The sequence below is a fragment of the Pseudoalteromonas carrageenovora IAM 12662 genome, from assembly GCF_900239935.1.
Classification (GTDB): domain Bacteria; phylum Pseudomonadota; class Gammaproteobacteria; order Enterobacterales; family Alteromonadaceae; genus Pseudoalteromonas; species Pseudoalteromonas carrageenovora.
Genome location: NZ_LT965928.1, coordinates 2,019,128 through 2,044,983, shown reverse-complemented (window position 1 = coordinate 2,044,983; position 25,856 = coordinate 2,019,128). Strand labels below are relative to the sequence as shown.

The window sequence follows — 25,856 nt, the reverse complement described above, 5'->3', positions numbered from 1 at the left end:
TGTTAATACGTTGTTTTTAGCACCAAGAGTGTAACAAGCTTGGCTAAAAAGGGCTAGGTTTTGAACTTGCCAACAAGTATATAAATAGCTCTGTGTTAGAACATTGGGGTATATAAAATAAATTCAAGGAAAAGGGTTGAAATTACGTAAAATGAGGCAATAAATGACAGTAGAAGCAAAGAAGTGTGTTTTGAAGGATTAAGCGAGGATCTAAATTAGGTCACTCGCTTTTAGTGGAACAAAGTTGCAATCACTCTAAAATGTCACCGTTAGGGGCAATGTTTTTAGCATGAAGGCCTTTAGGATCTTGTTCTAATTCGAATGTTACATCTTGACCAGCTTTAAGTGTCTTATAACCGTCCATTACAATCGTTGAGTAATGAGCGAAAATATCATTCTCGCAGCCGTCTTCTACGATGAAACCAAAACCTTTGGCGTTGTTGAACCATTTGACTTTACCACAAGCCATACTTCTACATCCTTCTATAAGTTGACTAATTTAGTTATTCTAAACCGTATAATTTGCTAGACTGACTAAGGTTTAATCAATCTATATTTGACTGTAGTTTATTTAGCCAACCAGTCAAGTGTTTTAAGTTATTTTTTAACATTTTATTTATTTTTTATTCAAGTTTGCTTGAGTTCCAAAGACAAGACTATATTTAATTATGAGTGGTATGAAAGATTCAGGTGTTATAGACACAGTTCGCGATAGTGAAAAGCAAAAGCTACAGCCACCGCGGAAATACAAAGTTGTTTTAAATAACGACGACTACACGCCAATGGACTTTGTAATAGAAGTTCTGATGACGTTTTTTAATATGGATAGCGATAGAGCAACCGACGTGATGCTTCAAATTCATGAAAAAGGTAAAGGTATATGCGGGGTTTACAGCCTCGACGTAGCCCATACCAAAGCTGAACAAGTTAACCGCTACTCGCGGGATAACGAGCATCCACTGCTTTGTAGTTGTGAGCAGGAATAAATACCAATTTTATTAAAAAGTGATCATTTAAGCGGATTAAATAACTTATTAACTTCGTTAAAAATTATTCATATAGAACAACTATATTTGTAATTTTTGCCTTGTAACTAAGCTATTTACTCATCGCTATAATAGCCACTAATTTAATGCAATTGGTATAAATACCAATTAGGGTGATCAAACATCCAATTGATGTGGTATAAATTATTATCTCAGTAAGGGGTTGCCAATGCTAAACAAAGACTTAGAACTAACCTTAAATGCCGCGTTTCGTGAAGCGCGCACTCGCCGTCATGAGTTTATGACCGTAGAGCACCTTTTACTTGCGCTTTTAGATAACCCGTCATCGGGGGAAGCATTAAACGCGTGCGGTGTTGATATTTCAGGCCTAAAAACTGAACTATTAGAGTTTATCGACGAAACCACGCCGGTAATTCCAGATTTAGAAGAAGAGCGCGAAACTCAGCCTACACTTGGCTTTCAACGAGTCCTTCAGCGTGCAGTTTTTCATGTTCAATCATCAGGAAAAAATGAAGTAACAGGCGTAAACGTTTTGGTTGCTATTTTTTCAGAGCAAGAAAGCCAAGCCGTATATTTACTTAAAAAGAGCGATATTTCTCGCTTAGATATTGTTAACTTTATTTCTCATGGTATTTCAAAGGCAGATGATGAGTTAGGTGACGACACCGACGACATTCATGAAGAAGTGCAAGAAGTACAAAACGAAGAAGCAAGCAAACTAGATAGCTTTACTACTAATTTAAACGTTCAAGCTCGTGATGGTCATATTGACCCATTAATTGGTCGGGATAGCGAAGTAGAGCGCACAGTACAAGTATTGTGTCGCCGTAAAAAGAATAACCCGTTACTTGTAGGTGAAGCAGGGGTTGGTAAAACAGCCATTGCAGAAGGCCTTGCGTATCGAATTGTTAACGAGCAAGTACCTGAGGTAATTGCTGATGCAGTTGTTTACTCTCTTGATATGGGCGCATTGCTGGCGGGCACTAAATACCGTGGGGATTTTGAAAAACGCTTTAAAAGTTTATTAAAAGAGCTGCAAGCAAAACCAGGCTCGATTTTATTTATTGATGAAATACACACAATTATTGGTGCAGGTGCAGCTTCGGGCGGCGTAATGGATGCATCAAACTTATTAAAACCACTACTTTCTAGTGGGCAATTACGTTGTATGGGCTCAACTACATACAATGAATATAAAAATATCTTTGAGAAAGACCGCGCATTGGTTCGCCGCTTTCAAAAAATTGATGTACTTGAACCAAGTGTTGCCGATACCACTAAAATATTAAATGGCTTAAAAGAGCGTTACGAAGAGCATCATGGTATTCGTTATACCCAAAAAGCCCTTAAAGCAGCCGCTGAGCTAAGCGCTAAGTACATTAATGAGCGTCACTTACCTGACAAAGCCATTGATGTAATAGACGAAGCCGGTGCAAACCAGCGCTTGCAACCTAGCTCTAAGCGTAAAAAAACCATTGGTGTATCAGATATTGAGTTGATCATATCTAAAATGGCACGTATTCCACCGCAAAATGTGTCATCAACAGATAAAGAAACGCTTAAAAACCTTGATCGTAATCTTAAAATGTTGGTATTTGGGCAAGACCAATCTATTGACGCTCTTACATCAGCTATTAGATTATCTCGTTCAGGACTTGCGAACGAAGATAAACCAGTGGGTTCTTTCTTATTTGCAGGCCCAACGGGTGTAGGTAAAACAGAAGTCACTAAACAGCTAGCTAAATGTATGGGTGTTGAGTTTATTCGTTTTGATATGTCTGAGTACGTTGAGCGTCATGCGGTGAGTCGTTTAATTGGTGCGCCACCAGGCTACGTAGGGTTTGAGCAAGGCGGATTATTAACCGAAGCTGTAATTAAAAATCCACATGCGGTTGTACTTTTGGATGAAATTGAAAAAGCACATCCAGATATTTACAATATTTTGCTGCAAGTAATGGATCACGGTACGTTAACCGACAACAACGGCCGCAAAGCCGACTTTAGAAATGTGGTTGTAGTAATGACTACCAATGCAGGTGTGCAAGAAACAACGCGCAAATCTATTGGCTTTAGTGAGCAAGACCATACGCACGATGCAATGGGCGAAATTAATAAAGTATTCTCGCCAGAATTTAGAAACCGCTTAGATAACATTATTTGGTTTAACCACCTTGAAAAAGACGTTATTTTACAAGTTGTTGATAAATTTGTTGTTGAGCTGCAAACGCAATTAGATAAGAAGTCTGTTAATTTAGAACTTACATCTAAGGCGCGCGAATGGCTTGCAGACAAAGGCTACGATAAAGCAATGGGAGCGCGTCCTATGGCGCGTGTTCTTCAAGAAGAGCTTAAGAAACCACTGGCCAACGAAATTTTATTTGGTCAACTTATTGATGGCGGCACTGTTAAAGTGTCTGTTAAAGATAAAAAAATACGCTTTGATTATGAAAGTAATTTAACACCAGCGTAACTAGCTTTGTAAAAATAAAATAGCTCGCTTATAGCTCGCTTATAGCTCGCTTATAGCTCGCTTATAGCTCGCTTATAGCGAGCTATTTTTTTGCTTTTTACAGGCAACAAAAAACCCAGCAAAAGCTGGGTTTTTTGTTTATTAAATGTAATTGCTAGTAAGTACCATCAATTACATTTAATAAACGCTTAAAGCTAGTTATGCACTAGCCAAAAACTAAATCTCGTTTACGCACTTACTTAGCGAGCACGGAATACGATACGACCTTTCGATAAATCGTAAGGAGTCATTTCTACCGTTACTTTATCGCCGGTTAAAATACGGATATAGTTTTTGCGCATTTTACCTGAAATATGAGCCACAACTACGTGACCATTTTCTAGCTCAACTCGGAACATTGTATTTGGTAAAGTATCAAGGACTGTCCCTTGCATTTCGATTACGTCTTCTTTCGCCATGTTTAGCGTAACACCTCTTTAATAGTTAAACGCTGCAGATTTTGCCCAAAATACGCCAATAAGTAAAGGCGCAGGGGGCATTTTTGCAAATTAAATAGCCAACCACTCATCATTAACCTGTTTTTGTGCGGGCAAAAACTGAGTTTTGTACTTCATTTTGTCGCATTCGTCTATTTGGTAGCCCAAATACACAAATTCCTTATTTTGTTCTTTAGCAAATTTAAGCTGCTGTAAAATCATTACCGAGCCTAAGCTATAGTGCTCAAAGTCGGGGTCAAAAAACGTATAAATAGCCGATATAGCGTTGTTCATACAATCAGTTACCGCAACCGCCACTAACGTATCTTGATGCCATAACTCTATAAATGTTATCTCTAGCCAGCTGCATAATAAAAAGCTCTGGAACTGCGTTTTATCAGGAGGGTACATAGAGCCATCGCTATGGCGTAAGCTTATATATTTACTGTAGAGCGGATAGTATTGCTCACGCTCAACACTTGAATATTTAACCTCAAATGCTGATTTTGCTTTGTTTTGTTTACGTTTTTGCGATTTTGATGGAATAAATTGTTGCGCTAATACACGTACTGAGTTGCACTCGCTACAAATAGGGCAGTGCGGGCGATAAATTTGGTTACCGCTGCGACGAAAGCCTAACGCTAATAGTTGTTCAAATTTATCAGTTGTATAACAGCTTGGATCTAAAATCACCAAAAGCTGTTCTTGTCGATCGGGTAGATAGCTACAAGCAAACTCTTGGCTTAAGCCAACGCGTGCCGGAAGATGTTCATTCATAAATTGCGTTTAGCTCCTGCGGTTCCCACATTGTTTGGTCAACACAATAACTGTGTGCTTTTTTGAGTCTAGTCAAAAATTCTGAGCGGGGGATTACTTTTGCACCTAAAGAAGTTAAATAAGGGTTTTCTAGTTGGCAATCTATAAAATGTGCATTATTACGTTTTAGCCAATTAACCAACGCCCACATTGCAAGCTTCGAGCAGTTGGTTTGATGATGAAACATCGATTCGCCACAAAATACACCATTTTGCATAATGCCATAAAGGCCACCTGCTAGTTCACCATCACGCCAAACTTCAACACTGTGTGCAATACCAACCTCGTGTGCATCTTTGTAAGCGTCAATCATATCTTGAGTGATCCAAGTGCCCTCGGTATCAATGCGTTGCTCACAGCACGCTTCAATCACTTCAGCAAATGCATTATTAAGCGTGACTTTTACGGGGTGCTTTTTTAAATGCTTTCGCAGACTCTTACTTATATGAAACTCATTAAGCTCTACAATGCCACGCTCGCTTGGCGACCACCACATAATGGGCTCGTCTTCACTAAACCACGGAAAAATACCATTTTTGTAAGCATTACTTAAACGAGCAACTGATAAATCACCGCCTATTGCCAGTAACCCATCAGGAGAGGTGAGTGCATATTCAGGGTGTGGAAATGCTATATCGTTTTCACTTAATTGGTATAGCTGGTTTCTCATACATTGCTTAATTTATTAATTATCTTAAAAGTGTAACTATATTTTAGGCATAAAAAAAGGCTGAATTATCAGCCCTTTCTAAATTATTTAGCGTGATTACAGATTATCTAGGAAACGTTCTGCATCAAGGGCTGCCATACAACCTGTACCCGCTGATGTGATTGCTTGACGATAAATATGATCAGATACATCACCTGCAGCAAAAACGCCAGCTACGCTTGTTTGAGTGGCGTTACCGTTAAGGCCTGACTCAACAACTAAATAGCCGTCTTTCATTTCTAGTTGGCCTTCAAACATATCTGTATTTGGTTTATGGCCAATAGCAATAAATACACCCGCTAAATCAAGCTCTTCAGTAGCATCAGAGTTTGCGTCTTTAATACGCACACCAGTTACGCCCATTTGATCGCCAAGTACTTCATCTAAAGTACGATTGTAGTGTAGTACTACATTACCATTTTGTGCTTTTTCAGCTAAACGATCAGCAAGAATTTTTTCACTGCGGAAACTATCACGACGGTGAATAACATGTACTTCATCAGCAATGTTAGATAAGTAAAGCGCTTCTTCAACCGCTGTATTACCACCGCCTACTACAGCAACTTTTTGACCTTTATAGAAGAAGCCATCACACGTAGCACAAGCTGAAACACCACGACCTTGAAAATTAGTTTCAGACTCTAAACCTAAGTACTTAGCAGATGCGCCTGTTGCAATAATTAATGCGTCACATGTGTAAGTGCCTTGATCGCCAGTTAATGTGAAAGGGCGTTTAGATACATCAACTTTATTAATGTGATCAAAAACAATTTCAGTTTCAAAGCGTTCAGCGTGCTCTTTCATACGGTCCATTAACGCAGGACCTGTTAAGCCGTGTGCATCGCCAGGCCAGTTTTCAACTTCGGTAGTCGTTGTTAATTGACCACCTTGTTGAATACCTGTAATTAAAACAGGGTTTAAATTTGCACGGGCTGCGTATACTGCGGCTGTGTAACCAGCGGGGCCTGAGCCTAAAATAAGTAACTTACAATGTTTTGCTTCAGTCATGATCTTTTCCTAAACGTTTAATTCTGAACTTAATGGCTTCGATTCTAAGAAAAACAAGGCACAAGTAAACAAATTCCGTGATTATTTTTTTCAGCAAATCGAAAAGCTGTGCAGTATTGTGTACTAGTACTATGTGCTTTTACAGTTAATACGTTAAAGTAGCTCAATAAATAGACTAACAGGCAACAAAACAACGTTAATTCATGACCACCTTGAATTTTTTTGTTATGTTTTACCTAATTTTATTTGTCACTGATAGATTATGTGACCTAAGCGAATAGGCAACTATGTTATTTTGGCAGGAAAAACCCGCATTTGGGTTGACTTCAAAAGACGTTAACGTCTTAACCAATGCGCAAGATTACCGCACGCAATTACTACGTTTAATTGCTAACGCAAAAAAGCGAATTTACATTACAGCGTTGTATTTACAAGACGACGAAGCAGGGCGCGAAATTTTAGAAGCGCTTCATCGCGTGTCATTAGCAAACCCTGCACTTGAAGTAAAAGTGCTGGTGGATTTTCATCGCGCGCAACGCGGCCTTATCGGCGCCGAAAAATCAGACGGTAACGCAAGTTTATATTGTGACTTTTTAGAAAAATTTAAATCTAACGTTCAGGTTTACGGTGTACCCGTAAAAGCTAAAGAGCTCTTTGGCGTATTACACTTAAAAGGTTTTGTAATTGACGATACCTTACTTTACAGCGGTGCAAGCTTAAATAATGTGTATTTGCAATATAACGAGCGCTACAGGCTCGACCGCTACTTTTTAGTGACGCAAAACGAGCTGTGTGATTCTGTAGTCGACTTTATAGAGTCTCAACTGCTTAGCTCTATTGCTGTTCCAAGAATTGATTCTCGTCCACTTAAGCGTTTAATCGACTTTAAGCTTGAACAAAAGCAATTAATGCGCGATCTAAAATCAGCAAGTTATAAATCGGCCGAGCAAAAAAATACACAGCCGTTAGGTGTACGTTTGTTTTTAGGGCTAGGGCGACGTAATAATGAGCTAAACCGTATTATAAAAGCTTTGTTTGATACTACAGAACAAGAGCTTGTTCTTTATACTCCGTATTTTAACTTTCCGGCACCGCTAATGCGCTCTCTGCGCCGGTTATTAAAACAAGGTAAGCAAGTTACTATTGTTGTAGGCGATAAAACAGCAAATGACTTTTATTTACCGCCAAGTGAGCCATTTAGTAAAATTGGTGCACTGCCGTATTTATACGAAACTATTTTGCACAAATTTGTAAAATCGCAAAAACGTCATATTGATAACGGTAATTTAAATGTGTACTTGTGGAAAGATGAAAGCAACTCTTTTCATTTAAAGGGCATTTGCTCTGACCGCACTAAGCATTTATTAAGCGGGCATAACTTAAACCCACGTGCGTGGGGGCTGGATATAGAAAACGGTATTTTAATTGATGATGCTGAGCAAACAATCATGCCAGCAATAGAAACCGAAAAGCAGGAAATAATAAAACATTGCCGCCGTTTAACTGGGCCCGATGACTTAGAGACAATGGACGATTACCCGCAACCGGTTAAAAAATTACTCGGCCAGGCTAAACGTGTAAAAGTAGATTTTATAATTAAGCGTTTTATATAAATTAACCCATAAAATTTAGACAAAAAAAAAGCAGCTAATTAGCTGCTTTTTTATTGCTTGTAGTTAGGAAATTATTTTATTCAATAACACCTAACTATAAAACACATACTTATGCGTTTTCTACTGCAGTGCGTGGGTCAACATATTCCATGTTGAACGCTTCTGCCACTTCTTTGTATGTAACTTGGCCTTTAATTACGTTTAAGCCTTTTAAGAAGTGAGCGTCATCAAGTAGTGCCTTTTTGTAACCTTTGTTTGCAAGGTTAATAATGAAAGGCAATGTTGCATTGTTAAGTGCAAAAGTAGATGTACGTGGAACAGCGCCAGGCATGTTAGCAACACAGTAGTGAACAACTTCATCAACGATGAAAGTAGGATCAGCATGTGTAGTTGCTTTAGAAGTAGCAATACAGCCACCTTGGTCAATGGCAACATCAACAATTGCAGAGCCAGGCTTCATTGCTTTGATGTGATCAGCTGTTACTAGCTTAGGTGCCGCTGCACCAGGAATTAGTACGCCACCAATTACTAGGTCTGCTTCTAGTACATGTTTTTCAAGAGCGTCAGCAGTAGAGTAAATAGCTTTTACTTTATTACCAAATTGCGCGTCTAATGCACGAAGTACATCAATGTTACGATCAAGAACAACAACGTCTGCGCCCATGCCAACAGCCATTTGCGCTGCGCTGCGACCAACCATGCCGCCGCCAATTACAACAACCTTAGCAGCTTCGACACCTGGTACGCCACCAAGTAGCATGCCACGACCGTGGTTAGATTTTTCAAGTGCTTGTGCACCAGCTTGAATAGACATACGACCAGCAACTTCACTCATAGGTGCAAGAAGCGGTAAACCGCCACGCGCATCTGTTACTGTTTCGTATGCGATACAAATCGCTTTGCTTTTAACAAGGTCTTCAGTTTGTGGAAGATCTGGTGCAAGGTGAAGATAAGTAAATAAAATTTGGTCTTCACGTAGCATTGCACGCTCAACAGCTTGTGGCTCTTTTACTTTTACGATCATATCTGCTTTAGCAAAAACATCAGCAGCAGTTGCTAAAATTTCAGCGCCAGCTTGAGTGTAGTCTTCGTTTGTAAAACCAATGCCCATACCTGCATCTGTTTCAACAATCACTTGGTGGCCGTGATTTACTAATTCACGAACACTCGCAGGAACCATACCTACACGGTATTCATGGTTTTTAATTTCTTTAGGTACACCAATAATCATAAAATTTGCCTTATTAAGAACGGATTTATATTTTCCACTATTATATTCATGATGAGGCAGTGTGTCTCACCTTTTTTAAATGTCAGACTAGTGTTATTATCTAAATAATAAGAATAAACAGAATAAAAAACTAGTTGGGTGTATGCATCAGTTATTAGATAGAATTGACCGTAAAATTTTAATGGAATTACAACACGATGGGCGACTTTCTAATGTAGAACTGGCCCGACGAGTTGGCCTGAGCGCTACGCCCTGTCTAGAACGAGTAAAAAAGCTAGAACGAGAAGGCTATATATTAGGTTACAAAGCTGTGGTCGATCCTGCCAAGCTTGGGCAGGGGTTATCTGTTTATGTAGAAGTGACAATTACTAAAACATCTCCTGATGTATTTGACGAATTTAGTGCAGCCGTTAAAAAGCACGAAGAAATAATAGAATGCCATTTAGTGTCGGGTAATTTCGATTTTTTATTAAAAACGCGAGTTAACGATATGTCGGAATACCGAGGTGTTTTAGGCGATATACTTTTGAAACTTCCTAACGTAAGCGAAAGCCGAACTTATGTAGTAATGGAAGAGGTAAAAGGTGAGCAAGGTGTAATTATTCGCCCTTATATTGCTTAAGAGCTTTACTTGCGCGTTGGTATATTTATTTTTACGCTTAAATAATAAAAACTTGTTCATAATCAGGCCATACAAACTAAGATAAAGTGCATCAAATTGCATTTCCTGCTAAGGTATTTGACTGCTAAGCAAGTGCAAATAGAATAATAAAGAGGGATAGGAAGCTATGCGCCTAAACGGTGTGCAAAGACTATTAGAAACAGGGCTGATAATCAGTACCTTTGCGGCAATTTTCATTTTATGTGCCTTGATCAGCTTTGATCCAGCAGATGCTGCTTGGTCACAAACAAGCTTTAGCGAAGTAAGTAATATTACAGGCGCTGCTGGTGCGTGGATTGCTGATATATTATTACTTACCTTTGGTTGGCTCGCGTACTTTGTACCTGCGGCAATTCAGTTGGTTGGCTATTTATTGTTTAAGCAACCTCACCGAATTTTACAGCTTGATTACACAACGCTTGCACTTCGTGTTATTGGCTTTTCGTTATTTATAACGTCAGCTACCGCAATTAGCAGTATTAATTTTGACGATATTTATAACTTTTCGTCTGGTGGGGTAGTGGGCGATGTTATTGCATCAGCAATGATGCCTGCGTTTAATTTTACCGGTACCACTATTTTATTATTGTGCTTCTTTTTTGCCGGCTTAACCCTATTAACAGGTGTGTCATGGGTTGAGTTTGTAGACTGGTTGGGCGATTTAGTTGTTAGGTTTTATCGTTATGCTAAAGACTATGCACAAGGTTGGATGCATCGAGAACGTATTGCGGGTAGTGCAGTACAAGCTGATGCTCAGTTTAACGATGAAAGTTTTGATGAAATCGCGTTTGATACAAACAATGAGCTAAACGATTCCCCCGAATTTGAACAAGCACCGACTAACAATAAAAAACAAGACAAACAAAAAGCCATTACTAAAGAGCAACCAACGTTTAGTGAACCACAAATTAGTGATGACTACAGCCCATTTGATGAGCTTGACGATATACTCGATCAAGAAATTGGCTTTAGTGCCATAGATGACGAGCCAATGGATACAGAGGCTGCACTTAACGCGCTTGATCAAAGCCAAGTCGTTGAGAGTGAAAAACCAGTTACTACGGTTGTATCGCCAGCTAGACCCATGCCTAAGCCAAAACCTGCGTATCAGCCACCGCCAACAGCAAAAGAAAAATTTGAAGAGTTACTTGATAAAGAGCCACCGCCGGGGCCTTTACCTTCACTCGATTTACTCGATAGACCAGACAAAGCTAAAAACCCAATTTCGCAAGAAGAGCTCGATAGTGTATCGCGTCTTGTTGAAACAAAACTACTCGACTTTAACGTGCAAGCCACTGTAGTAGGGGTTTACCCAGGGCCCGTAGTAACGCGTTTTGAGCTTGATTTAGCACCAGGTATAAAAGTGTCTAAAATTACTGGCTTATCTAAAGATTTAGCCCGTTCGCTTTCAGCTATTAGCGTACGCGTAGTTGAAGTTATACCGGGTAAAACATATATCGGTATTGAGCTGCCTAATAAACACCGCGAAATAGTCCGTTTGTCAGAAGTAATAAACGCGCCTAAATTTGAGCAAAACCCATCGCCATTGACCATGGTGTTAGGTAAAGATATTGCAGGGCAACCTGTGTGTGCTGATTTAGGTAAAATGCCACACTTACTCGTTGCTGGTACAACTGGTTCGGGTAAATCAGTGGGCGTTAATGTCATGATAGTAAGCTTGCTGTATAAATCGGGCCCTGACGATGTACGTATGATCATGATTGATCCTAAAATGCTAGAGCTTTCAGTTTACGAAGGTATACCGCATTTATTGTGTGAAGTAGTTACCGATATGAAAGAAGCGGCTAATGCGCTGCGTTGGTGTGTAGGTGAAATGGAGCGCCGCTATAAGTTAATGTCGGCGCTAGGTGTGCGTAACCTAAAAGGTTATAACCAAAAAGTACTTGAGGCCAAAGAGGCGGGTTACCCAATTCTTGACCCATTATTTAAAGACACCGACGGCATGAAAGAAGGTCCCGATGAGCTAGATAAACTACCAAGTATAGTGGTAGTTATTGACGAATTTGCCGACATGATGATGATTGTAGGTAAAAAAGTTGAAGAGCTAATAGCCCGTATTGCGCAAAAAGCACGTGCAGCAGGCATACACTTAGTACTTGCAACACAGCGCCCATCGGTAGATGTAATTACTGGCTTAATTAAAGCCAATATACCTACACGAATGGCGTTTCAGGTATCAAGTAAAATAGACTCGCGTACCATACTTGACCAGCAAGGCGCCGAAAACCTATTAGGCATGGGTGACATGCTTTATTTACCGCCAGGCACAAGTGTACCAGAGCGTGTGCATGGCGCGTTTGTAGACGACCATGAAGTGCACGCCGTTGTAAATGATTGGAAAGCACGTGGTAAACCAAACTACGTAGATGAAATTTTAAATGGTGATGCAACAGAAGATATTTTATTACCCGGTGAAGCCAGCGAAAACGCCGACGAAGAGTCAGACCCTTTATACGACGAAGCAGTCGCATTTGTAATAGAAACCGGTAAAGTATCGGTATCGTCAGTACAGCGTAAATTGCGTGTTGGCTATAACCGCGCAGCACGACTAGTAGAACAAATGGAAACATCAGGTATCGTAAGTTCACCAGGTCATAATGGTGCTCGCGATGTATTAGTACCTAATGGAGCAAATTGATGAAAAAATTAAACAGTTTATTATTAGTGCTTGGCAGCTTAGTTGCCACGCCTAGCTTTGCTGATGACAGCCAAGCACTGCAAGACAAACTCGCCACACTTAGAAGCTTTAAAGCGCAGTTTTCACAAAACGTAACCGATTCGCAAGGCCAAGCTGTTATGCAAGGCGAGGGCACAATTGCCCTTAAACAACCTATGATGATCCGCTGGCAACAAACAAACCCAGACGATACTTTATTTGTATCAAATGGCGATAAAACCTATTACTTCGACAGCTTTGCTGAGCAAGTAACCATAATGGATACCCACAGCCTGATAGACTCAACACCGTTTGTATTGCTTACTTCAAAAGATCCCGCTCAATGGGAAAAGTACAGCGTACAAGCTACTAGCTCTGGCTTTAGTGTTACGCCAAATAAAGGCGTAGAGAGCCAAGTCGAGCAGCTTGATATTACCTTTGCAGGTAACGAGCAAGGCCTTGCTAAATTAATCGTGACGGATAACTCTGGTCAGCTTTCATCATTTAGTTTTAGTGATGCACAAGTAAATACCGAGCTTGATACAAGTACCTTTGAATTTACCCCGCCAGAGGGTGTTGAAATAGACGATCAGAGTAACGGTGAATAGTTTAGGCTTTAACTTTGGGCCCGATGTACGCCCGCTTGCTGCGCGAATGCGCCCAACAACGCTTGACGAATATATAGGTCAGCAACATTTATTAAGTGACGATAAACCCCTGCATCAAGCCATTGTTGCTGGGCGTTGCCACAGCTTAATTTTGTGGGGCCCGCCAGGGGTGGGTAAAACAACCCTTGCGCAAATTATTGCAAATCATGCCGATGCCGAGCTTATTCAAATGTCGGCTGTTACCGCAGGCGTAAAAGATATTCGCGACAGCGTAACGCAAGCCCAAGATAACTTGCAAAGCCGTGGGCAACGCACTTTAATGTTTGTGGATGAAGTACACCGATTTAACAAATCGCAGCAAGATGCATTTTTACCTCACATAGAAGATGGCACCTTTATATTTGTAGGCGCAACAACCGAGAACCCCTCGTTTGCACTTAATAACGCTATTTTATCGCGCGCACGCGTTTATGTTTTAAAGTCATTACAAGAGAGCGACTTATACACAGTTATAGAGCGCGCACTTTTGCAAGATGAGCAACTAAACCAAAAAAATATAGTTATTGCTAATAACGCCAAACAGGCACTGTGCCAAGCAAGCGGTGGTGATGCACGAAAAGTGTTAAACCTGCTTGAACAAGCGGTTGATTTAACCACCGAGCAAAATGGCACATACAACGTAGACGAGCACGTATTAAGCCAAGTACTTCCCACCCATTTAGCTAAATACGATAAAGGCGGCGATGAATTTTACGATTTAATATCGGCTTTTCATAAGTCAGTACGAGGCAGCTCACCCGATGGTGCGCTTTATTGGTATTGCCGTATTTTAGCCGGCGGTGGCGACCCACTTTATGTAGCAAGGCGCTTACTTGCCATTGCCACAGAAGACATAGGTAATGCCGATCCGCGTGCGATGGAAGTGGCCTTAAACGCATGGGATATTTTTCAGCGTGTAGGCCCAAGCGAGGGCGAACGCGCCATTGCACAGGCCACTTTATATTTAGCCAGCGCACCCAAAAGTAATGCGGTTTATATGGCATTTAACCAAGCAAAGGCTGATGCCAAAAACGAGCCAAGTTACCCCGTGCCAGAGCATTTACGCAATGCACCAACCAACTTAATGAAAGACTTAGGTTATGGCGCCGAGTACCGCTATGCGCATAACGAAGAAGGCGCATTTGCTGCAGGTGAAAAGTACTTACCGCCAGAAATGGACACTAAGGAATATTACTTACCGAGCGATCGCGGCCTTGAGCAAAAAATTAAACAAAAACTCGATTACCTAAAAGAGCGCGATGCGCAAAGCTCACTTAAACGGTACGAAAATGATTAAACTTTATGTGATGATTGCCCTTGGCGGCGCCTCAGGAGCCTGTTTACGGTTTTTTATTAGCGAAACCATGCTAAAACTCCTCGGTAGGGGATTCCCTTTTGGCACGTTGACGGTTAATATTCTGGGTTCATTGTTAATGGGCATTTTGTACGGTTTGATAGATAAAGAAATTATCACCGCAAGCCCCGCTAAAACCCTTATTGGTATTGGCTTTTTAGGTGCGTTAACCACCTTTTCAACATTCTCAATGGACTCGTTGTTGTTGTTACAACAAGGTCACTTTATTAAAATGGCCCTCAATATCATCTTAAATGTGATGATCTGTATTTTTATGGCTTGGCTGGGCCTTCAGCTGGTAATGCAAAAAGGTTAAAAAACTAACATGTTAGATTCTAAATATTTACGACAAGACGTTGAGCAAACTGCAGCACGCTTAGCGGCTCGTGGCTACGAGCTTGATGTTGCAAAAGTGACAGAACTTGAAGAGCAACGCAAAACATTACAAGTAAAAACGCAAGAGCTTCAAAGTCAACGTAACGCCAGTGCTAAAGCCATTGGCCAAGCAAAAGCAAAAGGCGAAGACGCACAACCACTACTAGACGCAGTGGCAAATTTAGGCAGCGAATTAGACGCCACTAAAAAAGCGCAAGACGAAGTATTAAACGCCATTAACGACATTGCATTAGCAATTCCAAACTTGCCAGACGAATCAGTACCAGAAGGCGCTGATGAAGACGACAACGTTGAAATACTTACCTGGGGCACGCCTAAAAAGTACGACTTTGAAGTAAAAGATCACGTAGATGTAGGGCAAGACCTAAACGGCCTAGATTTTGAAATGGGCGTTAAAATTAGTGGCGCACGCTTTACAGTAATGCGCGGCCAAGTAGCACGTATGCACCGTGCATTAACGCAATACATGCTAGACACCCACACAGACACAAACGGTTATACAGAAATGTATGTACCGTACTTAGTAAACAGCGCAAGCCTTTACGGCACAAGCCAATTGCCTAAGTTTGCAGGCGACTTATTCCACACATTAGGCCTAGTAAACGACGACGGTGAACAACAAGCTGGCTTTAGCTTAATCCCTACAGCAGAAGTACCGCTTACAAACAGCGCACGTGACGAAATTTACGAAGAAAGTGATTTACCAATTCGCTTAACTGCACACACGCCATGTTTTAGAAGTGAAGCAGGCAGCTACGGGCGCGATACACGTGGTTTAATTCGCCAGCACCAGTTTGATAAAGTTGAACTAGTACAACTAGTAAAACCAGAAGATTCTATGCAAGCACTTGAAGAGCTAACAGGCCACGCAGAGCAAATACTACAAGCACTAGAACTTCCGTACCGCAAAGTAATTTTATGTATGGGCGACATGGGCTTTGGCNCAGCTAAAACATACGACTTAGAAGTATGGTTACCGGCGCAAGATACCTACCGCGAAATTTCGTCTTGTTCAAATATGCACGATTTCCAAGCACGCCGTATGCAAGCACGTTTTCGCCGTGAAGGTGCTAAAAAACCAGAGTTACTACATACACTAAACGGTTCAGGTTTAGCGGTTGGTCGTACACTAGTTGCCATACTAGAAAACTACCAACAAGCGGACGGCTCAGTTGTAGTACCAGAAGTATTACGCCCATACATGGGTGGACTTGAAGTGATTGGTAAAACTTAAAAACGAGCTGCCAGTTTTAAGCTTTAAGTAGAAAAGCCGCTGTTTTAAATAAACAGCGGCTTTTTTGTTTTAAATGTCTTGTAAAAATATAACCTATGTTTGACTTTCAAATATTTTAGGTATTATAGTGTTTCTATAATAGGGGAAAGGAATTGTAAACTTAACCAAAGTTTTCAATCATATAGATTGTCATGGAGTACATAAATGGAAGCCGCAGTTGCTAAAGATAAGAATAACAACCTTACGTTAAAAATCTTCGAAGAATACTTACATAAAGATATCGATAAACCGACAGTTAATTTTAGGATGAGGACTGTTGGTCCCTCGAGACAAGGACCAATAAGAAAAATAAAAGTCCATAACGGTGCCCATGGAGCCACTTGGGCAAAAAGTATTATTAATAGTAGTTTAAGAACTATTAGTATAAATGTTTTCCTCAATTTCAAAAAAAATAATTTAAGGGACGGTGACTATAAAAAGTTAAAAGGACTTGCTGTAGATGGAATCAAGAAATATTGGTCAAATAGTATTACAGTTGCAGGTGTTCGGTTTAACGTAATAGTAAACCCATTGCATAAAAACAGCGCAGATGCGATTCCTGTAGATCTAGAAATTGAAGAGACCCCAGATTATGGCCGTTCATCAAACCCTTCAATTTTAGGCATAGATGCAAGTTTTAAATACCAAAAAGGATCTAGAAAAGCTGGTATACCCGAAGAAATGATTAATGAAGAATTTAAATTGGTTTCTGCTCATGAATTCGGACATTCAATTTTAATGTATGTTGGAGGGATTAGTTTATCTTGGGGCCATAAAGGTAGCAGTAATACCCTTTTACAGAGTGTTAAATCATCTACTCCAGGCTATCCGAAAAAAGGTAAAATTGATTTAATGAGATACTATAATGAAACTAAAAATAATGCTGATATGAAACAACGTATCACAAACAGTATTGCTTTTGAAATTGATATTAAAAGGTTAATCTGGAGTTCTGAAATTGTATGGAAAAAATAAAAAACTCAGCGCTAGTGTTTTTATCAATATTTGTTCTTACTGCATGTTCAAGTACTTACTGGGCAAGTGTTAAAAATTCGACTGATGAACACTTATTATTAAAAGCGGTTTTTAAAAGCGAGTACGGAACTCAAGTGATGGAAATGCCTTTAAAATCAGGTGAAGTAAATGTATGGCAATATCAGCAGTCATCTACCGAAGCAAAAACAATGGATAAAAATTTAACTTCATTGGAAATAATTAGTAAAAGTGGCTGCCATATAGTTTTTACTAAAGAAGAGATTAGAAAAAAGGTAGAAGATACAATCCGGCAAATTGAGATACTTTCAAATGATTTAAATAGAGCATGCGTGGATTAAGAGGTTTACTACAGCACTTGCTCTTCATTATTACTACAGACCTATAATCATTTTTTATAGAGAAAACGGGTGTTGTTATGGCCGATACAATGACAGACAAAATTTTAAATCAGGTTGCTTCTACTAAGTAAAATACTTAGTAGACACTATAAATGAAACTAGAAGCAATTAATTAACATCCTTAAATTTCTAACGCAAAACATACTAGGCACCCACACAGACACAAACGGTTATACAGAAATGTATGTACCGTACTTAGTAAACAGCGCAAGCCTTTACGGCACAAGCCAATTGCCTAAGTTTGCAGGCGACTTGTTCCACACATTAGGCCTAGTAAACGACGACGGTGAACAACAAGCTGGCTTTAGCTTAATCCCTACAGCAGAAGTACCGCTTACAAACAGCGCACGTGACGAAATTTACGAAGAAAGTGATTTACCAATTCGCTTAACTGCACACACGCCATGTTTTAGAAGTGAAGCAGGCAGCTACGGGCGCGATACACGTGGTTTAATTCGCCAGCACCAGTTTGATAAAGTTGAACTAGTACAACTAGTAAAACCAGAAGATTCTATGCAAGCACTTGAAGAGCTAACAGGCCACGCAGAGCAAATACTACAAGCACTAGAACTTCCGTACCGCAAAGTAATTTTATGTATGGGCGACATGGGCTTTGGCGCAGCTAAAACATACGACTTAGAAGTATGGTTACCGGCGCAAGATACCTACCGCGAAATTTCGTCTTATTCAAATATGGTCGATTTCCAAGCACGCCGTATGCAAGCTCGTTTTCGCCGTGAAGGTGCTAAAAAGCCAGAGTTATTACATACACTAAATGGCTCAGGTTTAGCCGTTGGCCATACACTCGTAGCCATACTAGAAAACTAACAACAAGCCGATGGTTCAGTAATAGTACCTGAAGTATTACGCCCATATATGGGTGGACTTGAAGTAATTGGTAAAACTTAAAAACGAGCTATTAGTTTTTAGCTTTAAGTAGAAAAGCCGCTGTTCTAAACGAACAGCGGCTTTTTTGTTGTAAGAAGAAGGTGAAAGGTTCGAGGTTAAAGGTCAAACAAAAAAGTCTAAGTTTTGTTATTTATTAATGTATACTCTTATGTCCAATATTACTGACCTCTACCACTTTCGTATTTTTCTACATCCAGCAAATTTATATGAGAGCTAACTAATTGTTTACAAGCGCTTATTAGCTGGTTAAATTAGATGCTTCGTAATATTTGGACATTTGTCGGTTTGTAAAGCGACAAATGTCGGATACAAAGTTGTTATGCCCTTGGATATCTATGCTCTTCGAACCATTAAATGAATCTCACGTAAGTAAATTGCTGGCGTTCGAGTTAGAAAACCGAAAGCACTTTGAATCTTTTATCGAACCAAGGAGTGAAAGCTTTTACTCTCTTTCTGGTGTTCAAAAACACATAGTAGATCTTCAGAACCTTTCGGGAGAATCATTCGTTCTTCTCGCAAATGGCGTTGTCCTTGCCCGGGCCAACATTAAGAGCATTCAGTCCAAAGGAAACGCAGAAATCGGTTATCGCGTTGGAAAACGCGCAACAGGCAAAGGTATTGGTACTGCATGCGTCAAACATCTTGTCAGCGTTGCCAAAGAACTCGGCCTAAATTGTCTTTCCGCTTTTGTAATCAACAACAATCCAGCTTCAGAAAAAGTTTTGTTAAACAATGGTTTTCATTTAGATTTATGTATACCAAATGGTTTTAAGCATCAGGGAAAATCATTTCATGGTTTTAAATATCTACGCGCAGTGGCATAACAACTCAATTAACTCACTCACTGCGTTCGCTGGGACGCCTACACGCAGGGCGGCTTCGCCATTATACCCTACGTGCCTGCGCCCGTTATTGAAAAGTTATACACCACGGAGAATTAAGCGGTTGTTTCGATATATTTTAGCTCTGATTTTTTCAATTTCATTTTCTGCTCTTGGACAAACCAAACAAATTCAGGTGGACGATGTTTCAATTGAATATTTGGACTTTGGGAAGGGAAAGTACACTTTTGTTTTTGAGTCGGGTGTTGGCATGGGCGTCAACTATTGGGACTCTTTTTTACCATTTGCTGATAGACTAAATTCTAGAGTAATCATTTACTCACGCGCTGGAAATGGCTCATCTAGTGATTCATCTAAAGTCAGTTTAGAACGCTCTTTATTGCGCTTAGAAAAACTTCTGTTTCAGCTAAATGCACAAGATAATTTAATACTTGTTGGTCACTCATTTGGTGGTTTTCATGCAAGAAACTTTGCTCACAATTTTGTGGATAGAGTTTCCGGTTTGGTCTTACTAGATCCTAGTCATGAGCTTTTTCAAAAAGAGCTCGAAGCAATTGACCCAGAAAAGGCCAAAAATGACAATGCCAGACTTAATTCGATATTAAAAAATCAACCTGAATGGCAAATTCTACAGGATATCTACACTAATAACGTACTTTTCCCTTCACAACCTACTCATAACGTTCCAACCGTAATAGTCACCTCGTCTCAAATAGGGGAATCGGATTGGTGGATTGGACACAGTGAGAAAGGAAAAATTGCTTGGAGAGCACTACACCAAGAACTTATTTCAAATAACTCAATATCAACTCATATTGTCACAGACAAAGTAGGTCATAATTTGCCAATTCAAGACCCCGAATTCACTTTTAAAGCAATTAAGTCTGTCTTGGAATTGGTGGAAGGTGTGGACTTCCCATAGTTTGCTAGACACCTAATGAGTTACATTGTAACTTCTAATAAGAGGTGTTTTATGAGCAAAGGCAAGCGTTATACCCAAGAGTTTAAAGAAGCGGCTGTTAAACAAATGACTGAGCGTGGATATTCAGTTGCTGAAGTCGCTGAACGATTAGATATTTGTACCAAAACGTTATATCACTGGCGAAGCCAATTATCAGATAAACCTAAATCCGTTCAATCATCCGATGAAAAACTGAAGATCGCCAAATTAGAGGCTGAGTTAAAACGTGTCACGGAGGAACGAGACATTTTAAAAAAGGCCGCAAGGTACTTTGCCAGCAACCCCGAGTAAAGTACGGCTTCATTCGTGATCACCAAAATGAATTTTCTATCACTACGATGTGCCGCCTTTTTAAGCTGCACCGAAGTGGTTTTTATGCATGGTTAAAAAAGCCCATAAGCAATCGAACGCTTGAAGATAATCGCTTGTTGAAGCTCATTAAAGCGTTTTATGTAGCCAGTGGCGGTACGTATGGTAGCCCTTGGATACATGCAGACTTGCGTGAAGCCGGTGAGCAATGTAGCGTAAATCGTGTAGCTAAGATCATGCGACAACATAAGCTTAAAGCACAAATAGGGTATAAGCGTCGCCATATCAAAGGTGGTAAGACATCGCGGATTGCAGATAACTTATTAGCGCGTCAATTTAACCCACCTGCGCCGAATCAATCGTGGGTGAGCGACATAACTTACATAAGAACTTATGAAGGTTTTTTATATGTGGCAACAGTAATGGACTTATTCTCTAGGCGTATTGTGGGTTGGTCGATGGATAAAAATATGGACAAGCACCTTGTTATAAACGCATTGTTGATGGCTGTATATCAACGTCAACCGCAGGCTGAGGTAATGGTGCATAGCGATCAAGGTAGTCAATATGGTAGCGCTGACTATCTCTCGCATTTATGAAAGAACATAATCTTGTGCCTTCGATGAGCCGTGCTGGAAACTGTCATGATAATGCGGTTGCTGAAAGCTTTTTTGCGACAATTAAAAAGCGAATAATTAAGCGTAAGATATACTCGACACGCGAAGATGCGAAAGCTGAGATATTTAATTTTATAGAAATGTTTTACAATCCAAAAAAGCGTCATTCACACACAGGCGGTGTTTCACCTGCTAAGTTTGAAGAAGCGTACTATTCTGAGTTAAAAACTGTCTAGTGAAAGCTGGGAAGTCCAATATTTCATAATGGGTCATTGTTTAATTATGACTCTAAGCTTATTTTATCTCCTGATGGTCAATTTAATGAAAATGTGGAGATATAAAAATGCATTTAGAAGAGTTTTGGTCAGACGTGACCTTAGAAAAAGAAAACGGAGCCTCAATCGAGAATATTAAGGCTTTTGAGGACAAAAATAAGATAAAGTTGCCTGAACTTTATAGGAAACTGTTATTGGTAGCTGATGGTGGTATTTCTCAGTTAGAACTTGAATTAAACGGGAGAAGACATGGATTGCCTTTTTATAACTCTGTAGCGGAATTAGCAGTTGTCTCATTAGATGATAGTGATGATCAAGTTTTAATAAATCGCTTAGTTATAATTGCCGATGAAGGAGTTATGATTCATGGGTTAAACTTTGATATAGAAGTACCTTCAGTTATATATTTAGATGACTCAGGTAAATATTATAAAATCAGCGATTCATTCGAAGGTTATTTAAATATGCTTAGAATGGAAATCCCAGAGATCCCAGAAGAAACTAACAAAGCGATTGCCCAAAATGACTTGGCAGAAATTCAACGCTTAATCGATAAAAATGGAATAGGTTGGAGAGATCGATATGGCTTTAGCTTCTCTGAATTAGCAGGAGCTATGGGGGCATTAGATTCACTTAAATTTCTAATTGATAAAGGTATTAGTTTAAATGGGGTAAAGGAGTTAGCTGTCCAAAATAAGCGTTTGAATATTATTGAGTATCTTGATGAGATTACCAAAAATAAAAATATCTAGGTAACAAAGATAAAAATTATTACTAAATTTACACAGATGATAGCGAGTGAGTATGAAAGTCTCGCATGGCTCTTAAAATAGTGAATAATACACTAGGTGGACATTCCATGGTGCAAATGGATTTAATTAAAAGTAAGTCCACACATCAAGTAATAAAATAATTAAAAGTTAAATCTGTGTCATTTCGTATTATTAAAAATGGATTTTATGTTTACTTTATGAAAAACCAAATATGTCATATCTTGACTTAATATATCAGAAAAATTAACCAAAGCGGCTTATTTTAAGCCGCTAATTCCCTCTCAAGGCACAGAGCCTCATATTGTTTTGGGGATTAATTCGGCATTACCAACATTAGCTTTGCCTCTTTACCATCGGTTAATACCGCAACATTACCTTCAGCTGTTACAAACACATCCCGTAATCTACCTGTCGCCTCTGGGAATACGTGAGACTGCGTAAATTCACCATTGGCCAGATTAACGCTGTACAGCTTTTTATCGACGAGCGTTGTGATTAGTACATGTTGTTGTAATGAAGGAAAAGCGGCATGTTTAGAGCCGTAATACGCCATGCCGGATGGGGCGATTGATGGCGTCCAATCTACGCTAGGCTTTTGCATACCTTTATATTCGGTGAAGGGTGAAATACGCGCTTGCGAGTAATCTTTGCCGTAGGTGATCACAGGCCACCCATAATTAGTGCCAGGGGTTAAATAGTTTAGCTCGTCGCCACCTGCGGGGCCGTGCTCGTGGCTAATAATTTGCTCGGTATCGTAATCATTCACTAAGCCCTGTGGGTTACGGTGACCGAGCGAGTAAACAGCGTGTGCATTGGGGTTATTGTGATTAATAAATGGGTTATCTTTTGGGATAGTGCCATCTAGGTTTATACGTAATAGTTTGCCAAGTTGGCTGGTTATTACTTGCGCTTGCTCTCTAAAGTCAAAGCCATCACCAGTTGAAAACAGTAGAGTGTTGTCGGGTAAAAAGAGGGCGCGGCCAGCGTAGTGTTGTGGAGTATTTTTATCAGTCGCTACTGTGTAAATAATAACAGGTGTTGAAAAGCCGGTGCCATTAAAGGTAGCTTTTGCAATTACTAGGCGATTAGACTCAGCTCTGCCTTGTGCGTAGGTAAATATGACTTCTTTAGTAGTGTTAAAATTAGGCGACAGCACAATATCAAGTAAGCCGCCTTGGCCTGCAACGTATAAGCCCTCAAGGTTTAAATTTACTCTTGATTGCGCATTGTTTTTTACAATAACAACGTGGCCGTCGCGCTCTGTAATTAGCCATGTGTCATTTGGCAGTTTAACCATGCTCCACGGCGAATTTAATTGTGTTGCTAGAGTGTGAGTACTGTACTGCTCTTTAGGTAATGTAGAGGCACTGGCGGTAGACGCAAAAAGCCCTACAAACAAAAATAGTGCTAATTGAGAGAGTCGTTGTTTACATTGCAAGCCTTTGCTACTGTAAGAAAAAAGCTTTATTTTAAGTTGAGATAACCATGCCATTTTTAACACGTATACTCCCTATATTTTTAGTTTCTTGGTTACTTACCTTTACCCTTGCTAGCTTGTTTCATAGCCAATACGTTGTCAATCAATTAGTTAATGTAGGCGTAGTAGTCAGCTTAAGTGACCGCATTAATTTATCATTAGATGATTGGTTAGGTTTATTACCTACCTATGGCGCTATTATTGCCATAGCGCTTGCCATTGCTTTTTTAGTGTCTGCAAAGCTTACTAAAAATATTAAACAATACAATATGGCGTTATTTATTGTAGCGGGTATTACTGCTCTTGCTGTGGTGCTCATTGCCATTGAATCGATTATGAATATTCATATTATAGCTGGCGCTCGAGGTTGGGGCTTTTATATGCAGCTACTTGCAGGTGCGGTTGGGGGTTATACGTTCTCCCACTTAATTAAGACAGCTCGCAACCCGAAAAAGTTAGGTGTGTGAATATAAATACGGCTCATACGTTATTTACTGATTAATAAATGAAGGCCGCTGTCTATTGTAAACAGCGGCCTTTAAATATGATTTTAGAATCTAACTAAAAATCAAACTAATGAGTTTGTAGCTACTTAGCCCAAAAATTAGGATTAAAACGGGTAGAGTTACTAGGTTTAAAAGCAAAGAGTTTGTGTAGTTTCCCATAACTCCTTTTTGATTAACCAGCCATACAAGGTAGGTGCTTACAATTGGAAGTAATAACCCGTTAGCCGCCTGAGCGAATATAATTACCGCAACAGGGTCTAAACCGAGAGATGCTACGCCTGCGCCAAACAATAAGATAACAATAGCAACGCCTTTAAAGCGTGCGTTACTCATATTGTTAGACCAGCCTAACATGCCGCACACAGCATAAGCACCGGCAAGCGGCGCTGTAATGGCGCTTGTTAACCCTGCAGCAAATAAACCAATAGCGAAAAAGTAATGAGCTGCATCACCAAGTAAGGGCTCTAGCTGCACGGCCATGTTAGCCGCACTAATTTGCCCCGCATCTGTGCCATAAAAGGCGACCGATGCGGTAGATAAAATAGCTAATGTGATCACGCCTCCTAAGGTAATAGAGAGGCCGGTATCTACATTAGTTTGCTTAATTACTTTGTTCAGATCGCTATTGCTATTATGCCTTGTGGCGAGCACACCTGAATGTAAAAACAAGTTATATGGGACAATGGTAGTGCCAATTAAAGCAAGTATGGTTGTAATGGAGCCCTCAGGCATACTAGGAATAAAACCAGCAAATACATCGCCCAGTGAAGGCGATGCCATTACAAGTGTGGAAATAAACACTAAGCTCATTAAAATAACGAGTAAAATTAGCGCATTTTCAACCACTTTATGTTTACCGCTATACAGTAATGCTGCACTTAAAAATGCGATAAGAGGGGTCCATATTTGAGCGTTCACCTGCGGGAATATTTCAATTAAGCCCATACTAGCGCCACTTAAATTTCCCGCTTCATAGGCGGCACTGCCCACACCAATGGCGCTAATAACTAAAAATATAGCCAAAGATTTAAATAAAGGTGTTTGAATATTTGCTCTGAGCGCTTGAGCTAAGTCTTGCCCTGTTGCAACGCCAAGGCGCGCCGCCATAGATTGTAATAATATGGTGGCAACCACTGAAAACAGTAATGTCCATATGAGTGCAAAACCAAAGTTTGCACCTGCCACACTTGCCGTAGTAATGGTTCCTGGCCCAATGAAGGCAGCGGTGACTAGTAGTCCTGGTCCTAATCGCATAAATTGACCTTAATAGTGCTATTGCATGTTGCTATTTAAAGTTACATCTAACGTTTAAAACCAATAATTATACGCGATGCCTTTGTGTTATTGCTGCCACTTAAAATAAGTGCCCTGTAGCGATAGTCGCTCCTTGACTGGTTCTTTTTTATAAGCATATGCTAAAAAAGGTCGCGTAGGATACCAATTTATATATAAATT

The 25,856-nt window shown here is 39.9% G+C and carries 23 protein-coding genes and 2 pseudogenes; 17 read left to right on the top strand and 8 right to left on the bottom strand.

Going from position 1 to position 25,856, the window contains the following annotated elements:
• Positions 1 to 250 precede the first annotated feature (250 nt).
• Complete coding sequence (gene cspD / locus ALFOR1_RS09255) at positions 251 to 469, bottom strand: cold shock domain-containing protein CspD (RefSeq protein ID WP_104642783.1); 219 nt, start codon at positions 467 to 469, stop codon at positions 251 to 253.
• 208 nt (positions 470 to 677) lie between these two features.
• Between cspD and clpS the strand changes: the two genes are divergently transcribed.
• Together clpS and clpA are read left to right on the top strand one after the other, a co-directional pair.
• Complete coding sequence (clpS, locus tag ALFOR1_RS09250) at positions 678 to 986, top strand: ATP-dependent Clp protease adapter ClpS (RefSeq protein ID WP_082660643.1); 309 nt, start codon at positions 678 to 680, stop codon at positions 984 to 986.
• 229 nt (positions 987 to 1,215) lie between these two features.
• On the top strand, positions 1,216 to 3,477 hold the full coding sequence (gene clpA, locus ALFOR1_RS09245; protein ID WP_104642782.1) for an ATP-dependent Clp protease ATP-binding subunit ClpA: 2,262 nt from the start codon (positions 1,216 to 1,218) through the stop codon (positions 3,475 to 3,477).
• Between the two features lie 239 nt (positions 3,478 to 3,716).
• Here clpA and infA read toward each other — a convergent pair whose 3' ends face one another.
• The 4 genes from infA to trxB all read right to left on the bottom strand — a co-directional run bounded on the left by infA (position 3,717) and on the right by trxB (position 6,486).
• Positions 3,717 to 3,935: a translation initiation factor IF-1 gene (infA, locus tag ALFOR1_RS09240; protein WP_002962494.1), complete on the bottom strand. Its 219-nt coding sequence runs from the start codon at positions 3,933 to 3,935 to the stop codon at positions 3,717 to 3,719.
• 90 nt (positions 3,936 to 4,025) lie between these two features.
• Positions 4,026 to 4,730: an arginyltransferase gene (locus ALFOR1_RS09235; RefSeq protein WP_104642781.1), complete on the bottom strand. Its 705-nt coding sequence runs from the start codon at positions 4,728 to 4,730 to the stop codon at positions 4,026 to 4,028.
• Positions 4,723 to 5,439 carry a leucyl/phenylalanyl-tRNA--protein transferase gene (gene aat / locus ALFOR1_RS09230; protein ID WP_104642780.1) on the bottom strand — a complete coding sequence of 239 codons (717 nt, stop codon included), beginning with the start codon at positions 5,437 to 5,439 and terminating at the stop codon, positions 4,723 to 4,725. The genes ALFOR1_RS09235 and aat overlap by 8 nt, the downstream gene beginning before the upstream one ends.
• Positions 5,440 to 5,535: 96 nt before the next feature.
• On the bottom strand, positions 5,536 to 6,486 hold the full coding sequence (trxB, locus tag ALFOR1_RS09225) for a thioredoxin-disulfide reductase (RefSeq protein WP_104642779.1): 951 nt from the start codon (positions 6,484 to 6,486) through the stop codon (positions 5,536 to 5,538).
• A 287-nt stretch (positions 6,487 to 6,773) separates the two neighbouring features.
• On the opposite strand from trxB, the gene pssA reads away from it, so the two are divergent.
• Entirely contained in the window at positions 6,774 to 8,099 is a 1,326-nt protein-coding gene (gene pssA, locus ALFOR1_RS09220; protein ID WP_104642778.1) for a CDP-diacylglycerol--serine O-phosphatidyltransferase, read from the top strand.
• 109 nt (positions 8,100 to 8,208) lie between these two features.
• Here pssA and ald read toward each other — a convergent pair whose 3' ends face one another.
• Positions 8,209 to 9,330 carry an alanine dehydrogenase gene (gene ald / locus ALFOR1_RS09215; RefSeq protein ID WP_104642777.1) on the bottom strand — a complete coding sequence of 374 codons (1,122 nt, stop codon included), beginning with the start codon at positions 9,328 to 9,330 and terminating at the stop codon, positions 8,209 to 8,211.
• A gap of 142 nt (positions 9,331 to 9,472) precedes the next feature.
• Here ald and lrp point away from each other — a divergent pair, with 142 nt between their 5' ends.
• The 13 genes and pseudogenes from lrp (at position 9,473) to ALFOR1_RS09150 (ending at position 22,397) form a co-directional block, all read left to right on the top strand.
• Entirely contained in the window at positions 9,473 to 9,952 is a 480-nt protein-coding gene (gene lrp, locus ALFOR1_RS09210; protein ID WP_104642776.1) for a leucine-responsive transcriptional regulator Lrp, read from the top strand.
• A gap of 166 nt (positions 9,953 to 10,118) precedes the next feature.
• A complete protein-coding gene (locus ALFOR1_RS09205) occupies positions 10,119 to 12,650 on the top strand; it encodes a DNA translocase FtsK (RefSeq protein ID WP_104642775.1) in 2,532 nt (843 codons plus the stop codon).
• Positions 12,650 to 13,276 (top strand): outer membrane lipoprotein chaperone LolA, encoded by a 627-nt coding sequence (gene lolA / locus ALFOR1_RS09200; protein WP_104642774.1) that lies wholly within the window; start codon positions 12,650 to 12,652, stop codon positions 13,274 to 13,276. Before ALFOR1_RS09205 ends, lolA begins: the two co-directional genes overlap by 1 nt.
• A complete protein-coding gene (locus ALFOR1_RS09195; RefSeq protein ID WP_104642773.1) occupies positions 13,269 to 14,612 on the top strand; it encodes a replication-associated recombination protein A in 1,344 nt (447 codons plus the stop codon). Before lolA ends, ALFOR1_RS09195 begins: the two co-directional genes overlap by 8 nt.
• Positions 14,605 to 14,985, top strand: coding sequence for a fluoride efflux transporter CrcB (crcB, locus tag ALFOR1_RS09190; protein ID WP_058549793.1), 381 nt, complete (start codon positions 14,605 to 14,607; stop codon positions 14,983 to 14,985). The genes ALFOR1_RS09195 and crcB overlap by 8 nt, the downstream gene beginning before the upstream one ends.
• A gap of 9 nt (positions 14,986 to 14,994) precedes the next feature.
• Positions 14,995 to 16,299, top strand: coding sequence for a serine--tRNA ligase (serS, locus tag ALFOR1_RS09185; RefSeq protein WP_104642772.1), 1,305 nt, complete (start codon positions 14,995 to 14,997; stop codon positions 16,297 to 16,299).
• A gap of 204 nt (positions 16,300 to 16,503) precedes the next feature.
• Positions 16,504 to 17,313, top strand: a complete 810-nt coding sequence (locus tag ALFOR1_RS09180; protein WP_104642771.1) for a hypothetical protein — start codon at positions 16,504 to 16,506, stop codon at positions 17,311 to 17,313.
• Entirely contained in the window at positions 17,301 to 17,672 is a 372-nt protein-coding gene (locus ALFOR1_RS09175; protein WP_058548754.1) for a hypothetical protein, read from the top strand. Before ALFOR1_RS09180 ends, ALFOR1_RS09175 begins: the two co-directional genes overlap by 13 nt.
• Positions 17,673 to 17,858: 186 nt before the next feature.
• Positions 17,859 to 18,641: pseudogene (gene serS, locus ALFOR1_RS09170) on the top strand (serine--tRNA ligase); the annotation flags it as partial.
• 299 nt (positions 18,642 to 18,940) lie between these two features.
• Positions 18,941 to 19,465, top strand: coding sequence for a GNAT family N-acetyltransferase (locus tag ALFOR1_RS09165; RefSeq protein ID WP_104642770.1), 525 nt, complete (start codon positions 18,941 to 18,943; stop codon positions 19,463 to 19,465).
• Positions 19,466 to 19,586: 121 nt separating this feature from the next.
• On the top strand, positions 19,587 to 20,405 hold the full coding sequence (locus tag ALFOR1_RS09160) for an alpha/beta fold hydrolase (protein WP_104642769.1): 819 nt from the start codon (positions 19,587 to 19,589) through the stop codon (positions 20,403 to 20,405).
• 51 nt (positions 20,406 to 20,456) lie between these two features.
• Positions 20,457 to 21,606, top strand: a pseudogene (locus tag ALFOR1_RS09155) (IS3 family transposase).
• Positions 21,607 to 21,713: 107 nt separating this feature from the next.
• Complete coding sequence (locus ALFOR1_RS09150) at positions 21,714 to 22,397, top strand: SMI1/KNR4 family protein (RefSeq protein ID WP_104642768.1); 684 nt, start codon at positions 21,714 to 21,716, stop codon at positions 22,395 to 22,397.
• A gap of 334 nt (positions 22,398 to 22,731) precedes the next feature.
• Here the strand turns inward: ALFOR1_RS09150 and ALFOR1_RS09145 are convergent, their stop codons facing one another.
• Complete coding sequence (locus tag ALFOR1_RS09145; protein WP_104642767.1) at positions 22,732 to 23,919, bottom strand: PQQ-dependent sugar dehydrogenase; 1,188 nt, start codon at positions 23,917 to 23,919, stop codon at positions 22,732 to 22,734.
• On the opposite strand from ALFOR1_RS09145, the gene ALFOR1_RS09140 reads away from it, so the two are divergent.
• The gene (locus ALFOR1_RS09140; RefSeq protein WP_104642766.1) at positions 23,904 to 24,362 is read left to right on the top strand and encodes a hypothetical protein; all 459 of its coding nucleotides are present in this window, start codon (positions 23,904 to 23,906) and stop codon (positions 24,360 to 24,362) included. The two genes, ALFOR1_RS09145 and ALFOR1_RS09140, sit on opposite strands and share 16 nt — an antisense overlap.
• A 90-nt stretch (positions 24,363 to 24,452) precedes the next feature.
• Here the strand turns inward: ALFOR1_RS09140 and ALFOR1_RS09135 are convergent, their stop codons facing one another.
• Positions 24,453 to 25,655, bottom strand: coding sequence for an Nramp family divalent metal transporter (locus ALFOR1_RS09135; RefSeq protein WP_104642765.1), 1,203 nt, complete (start codon positions 25,653 to 25,655; stop codon positions 24,453 to 24,455).
• Positions 25,656 to 25,856: the final 201 nt, after the last annotated feature.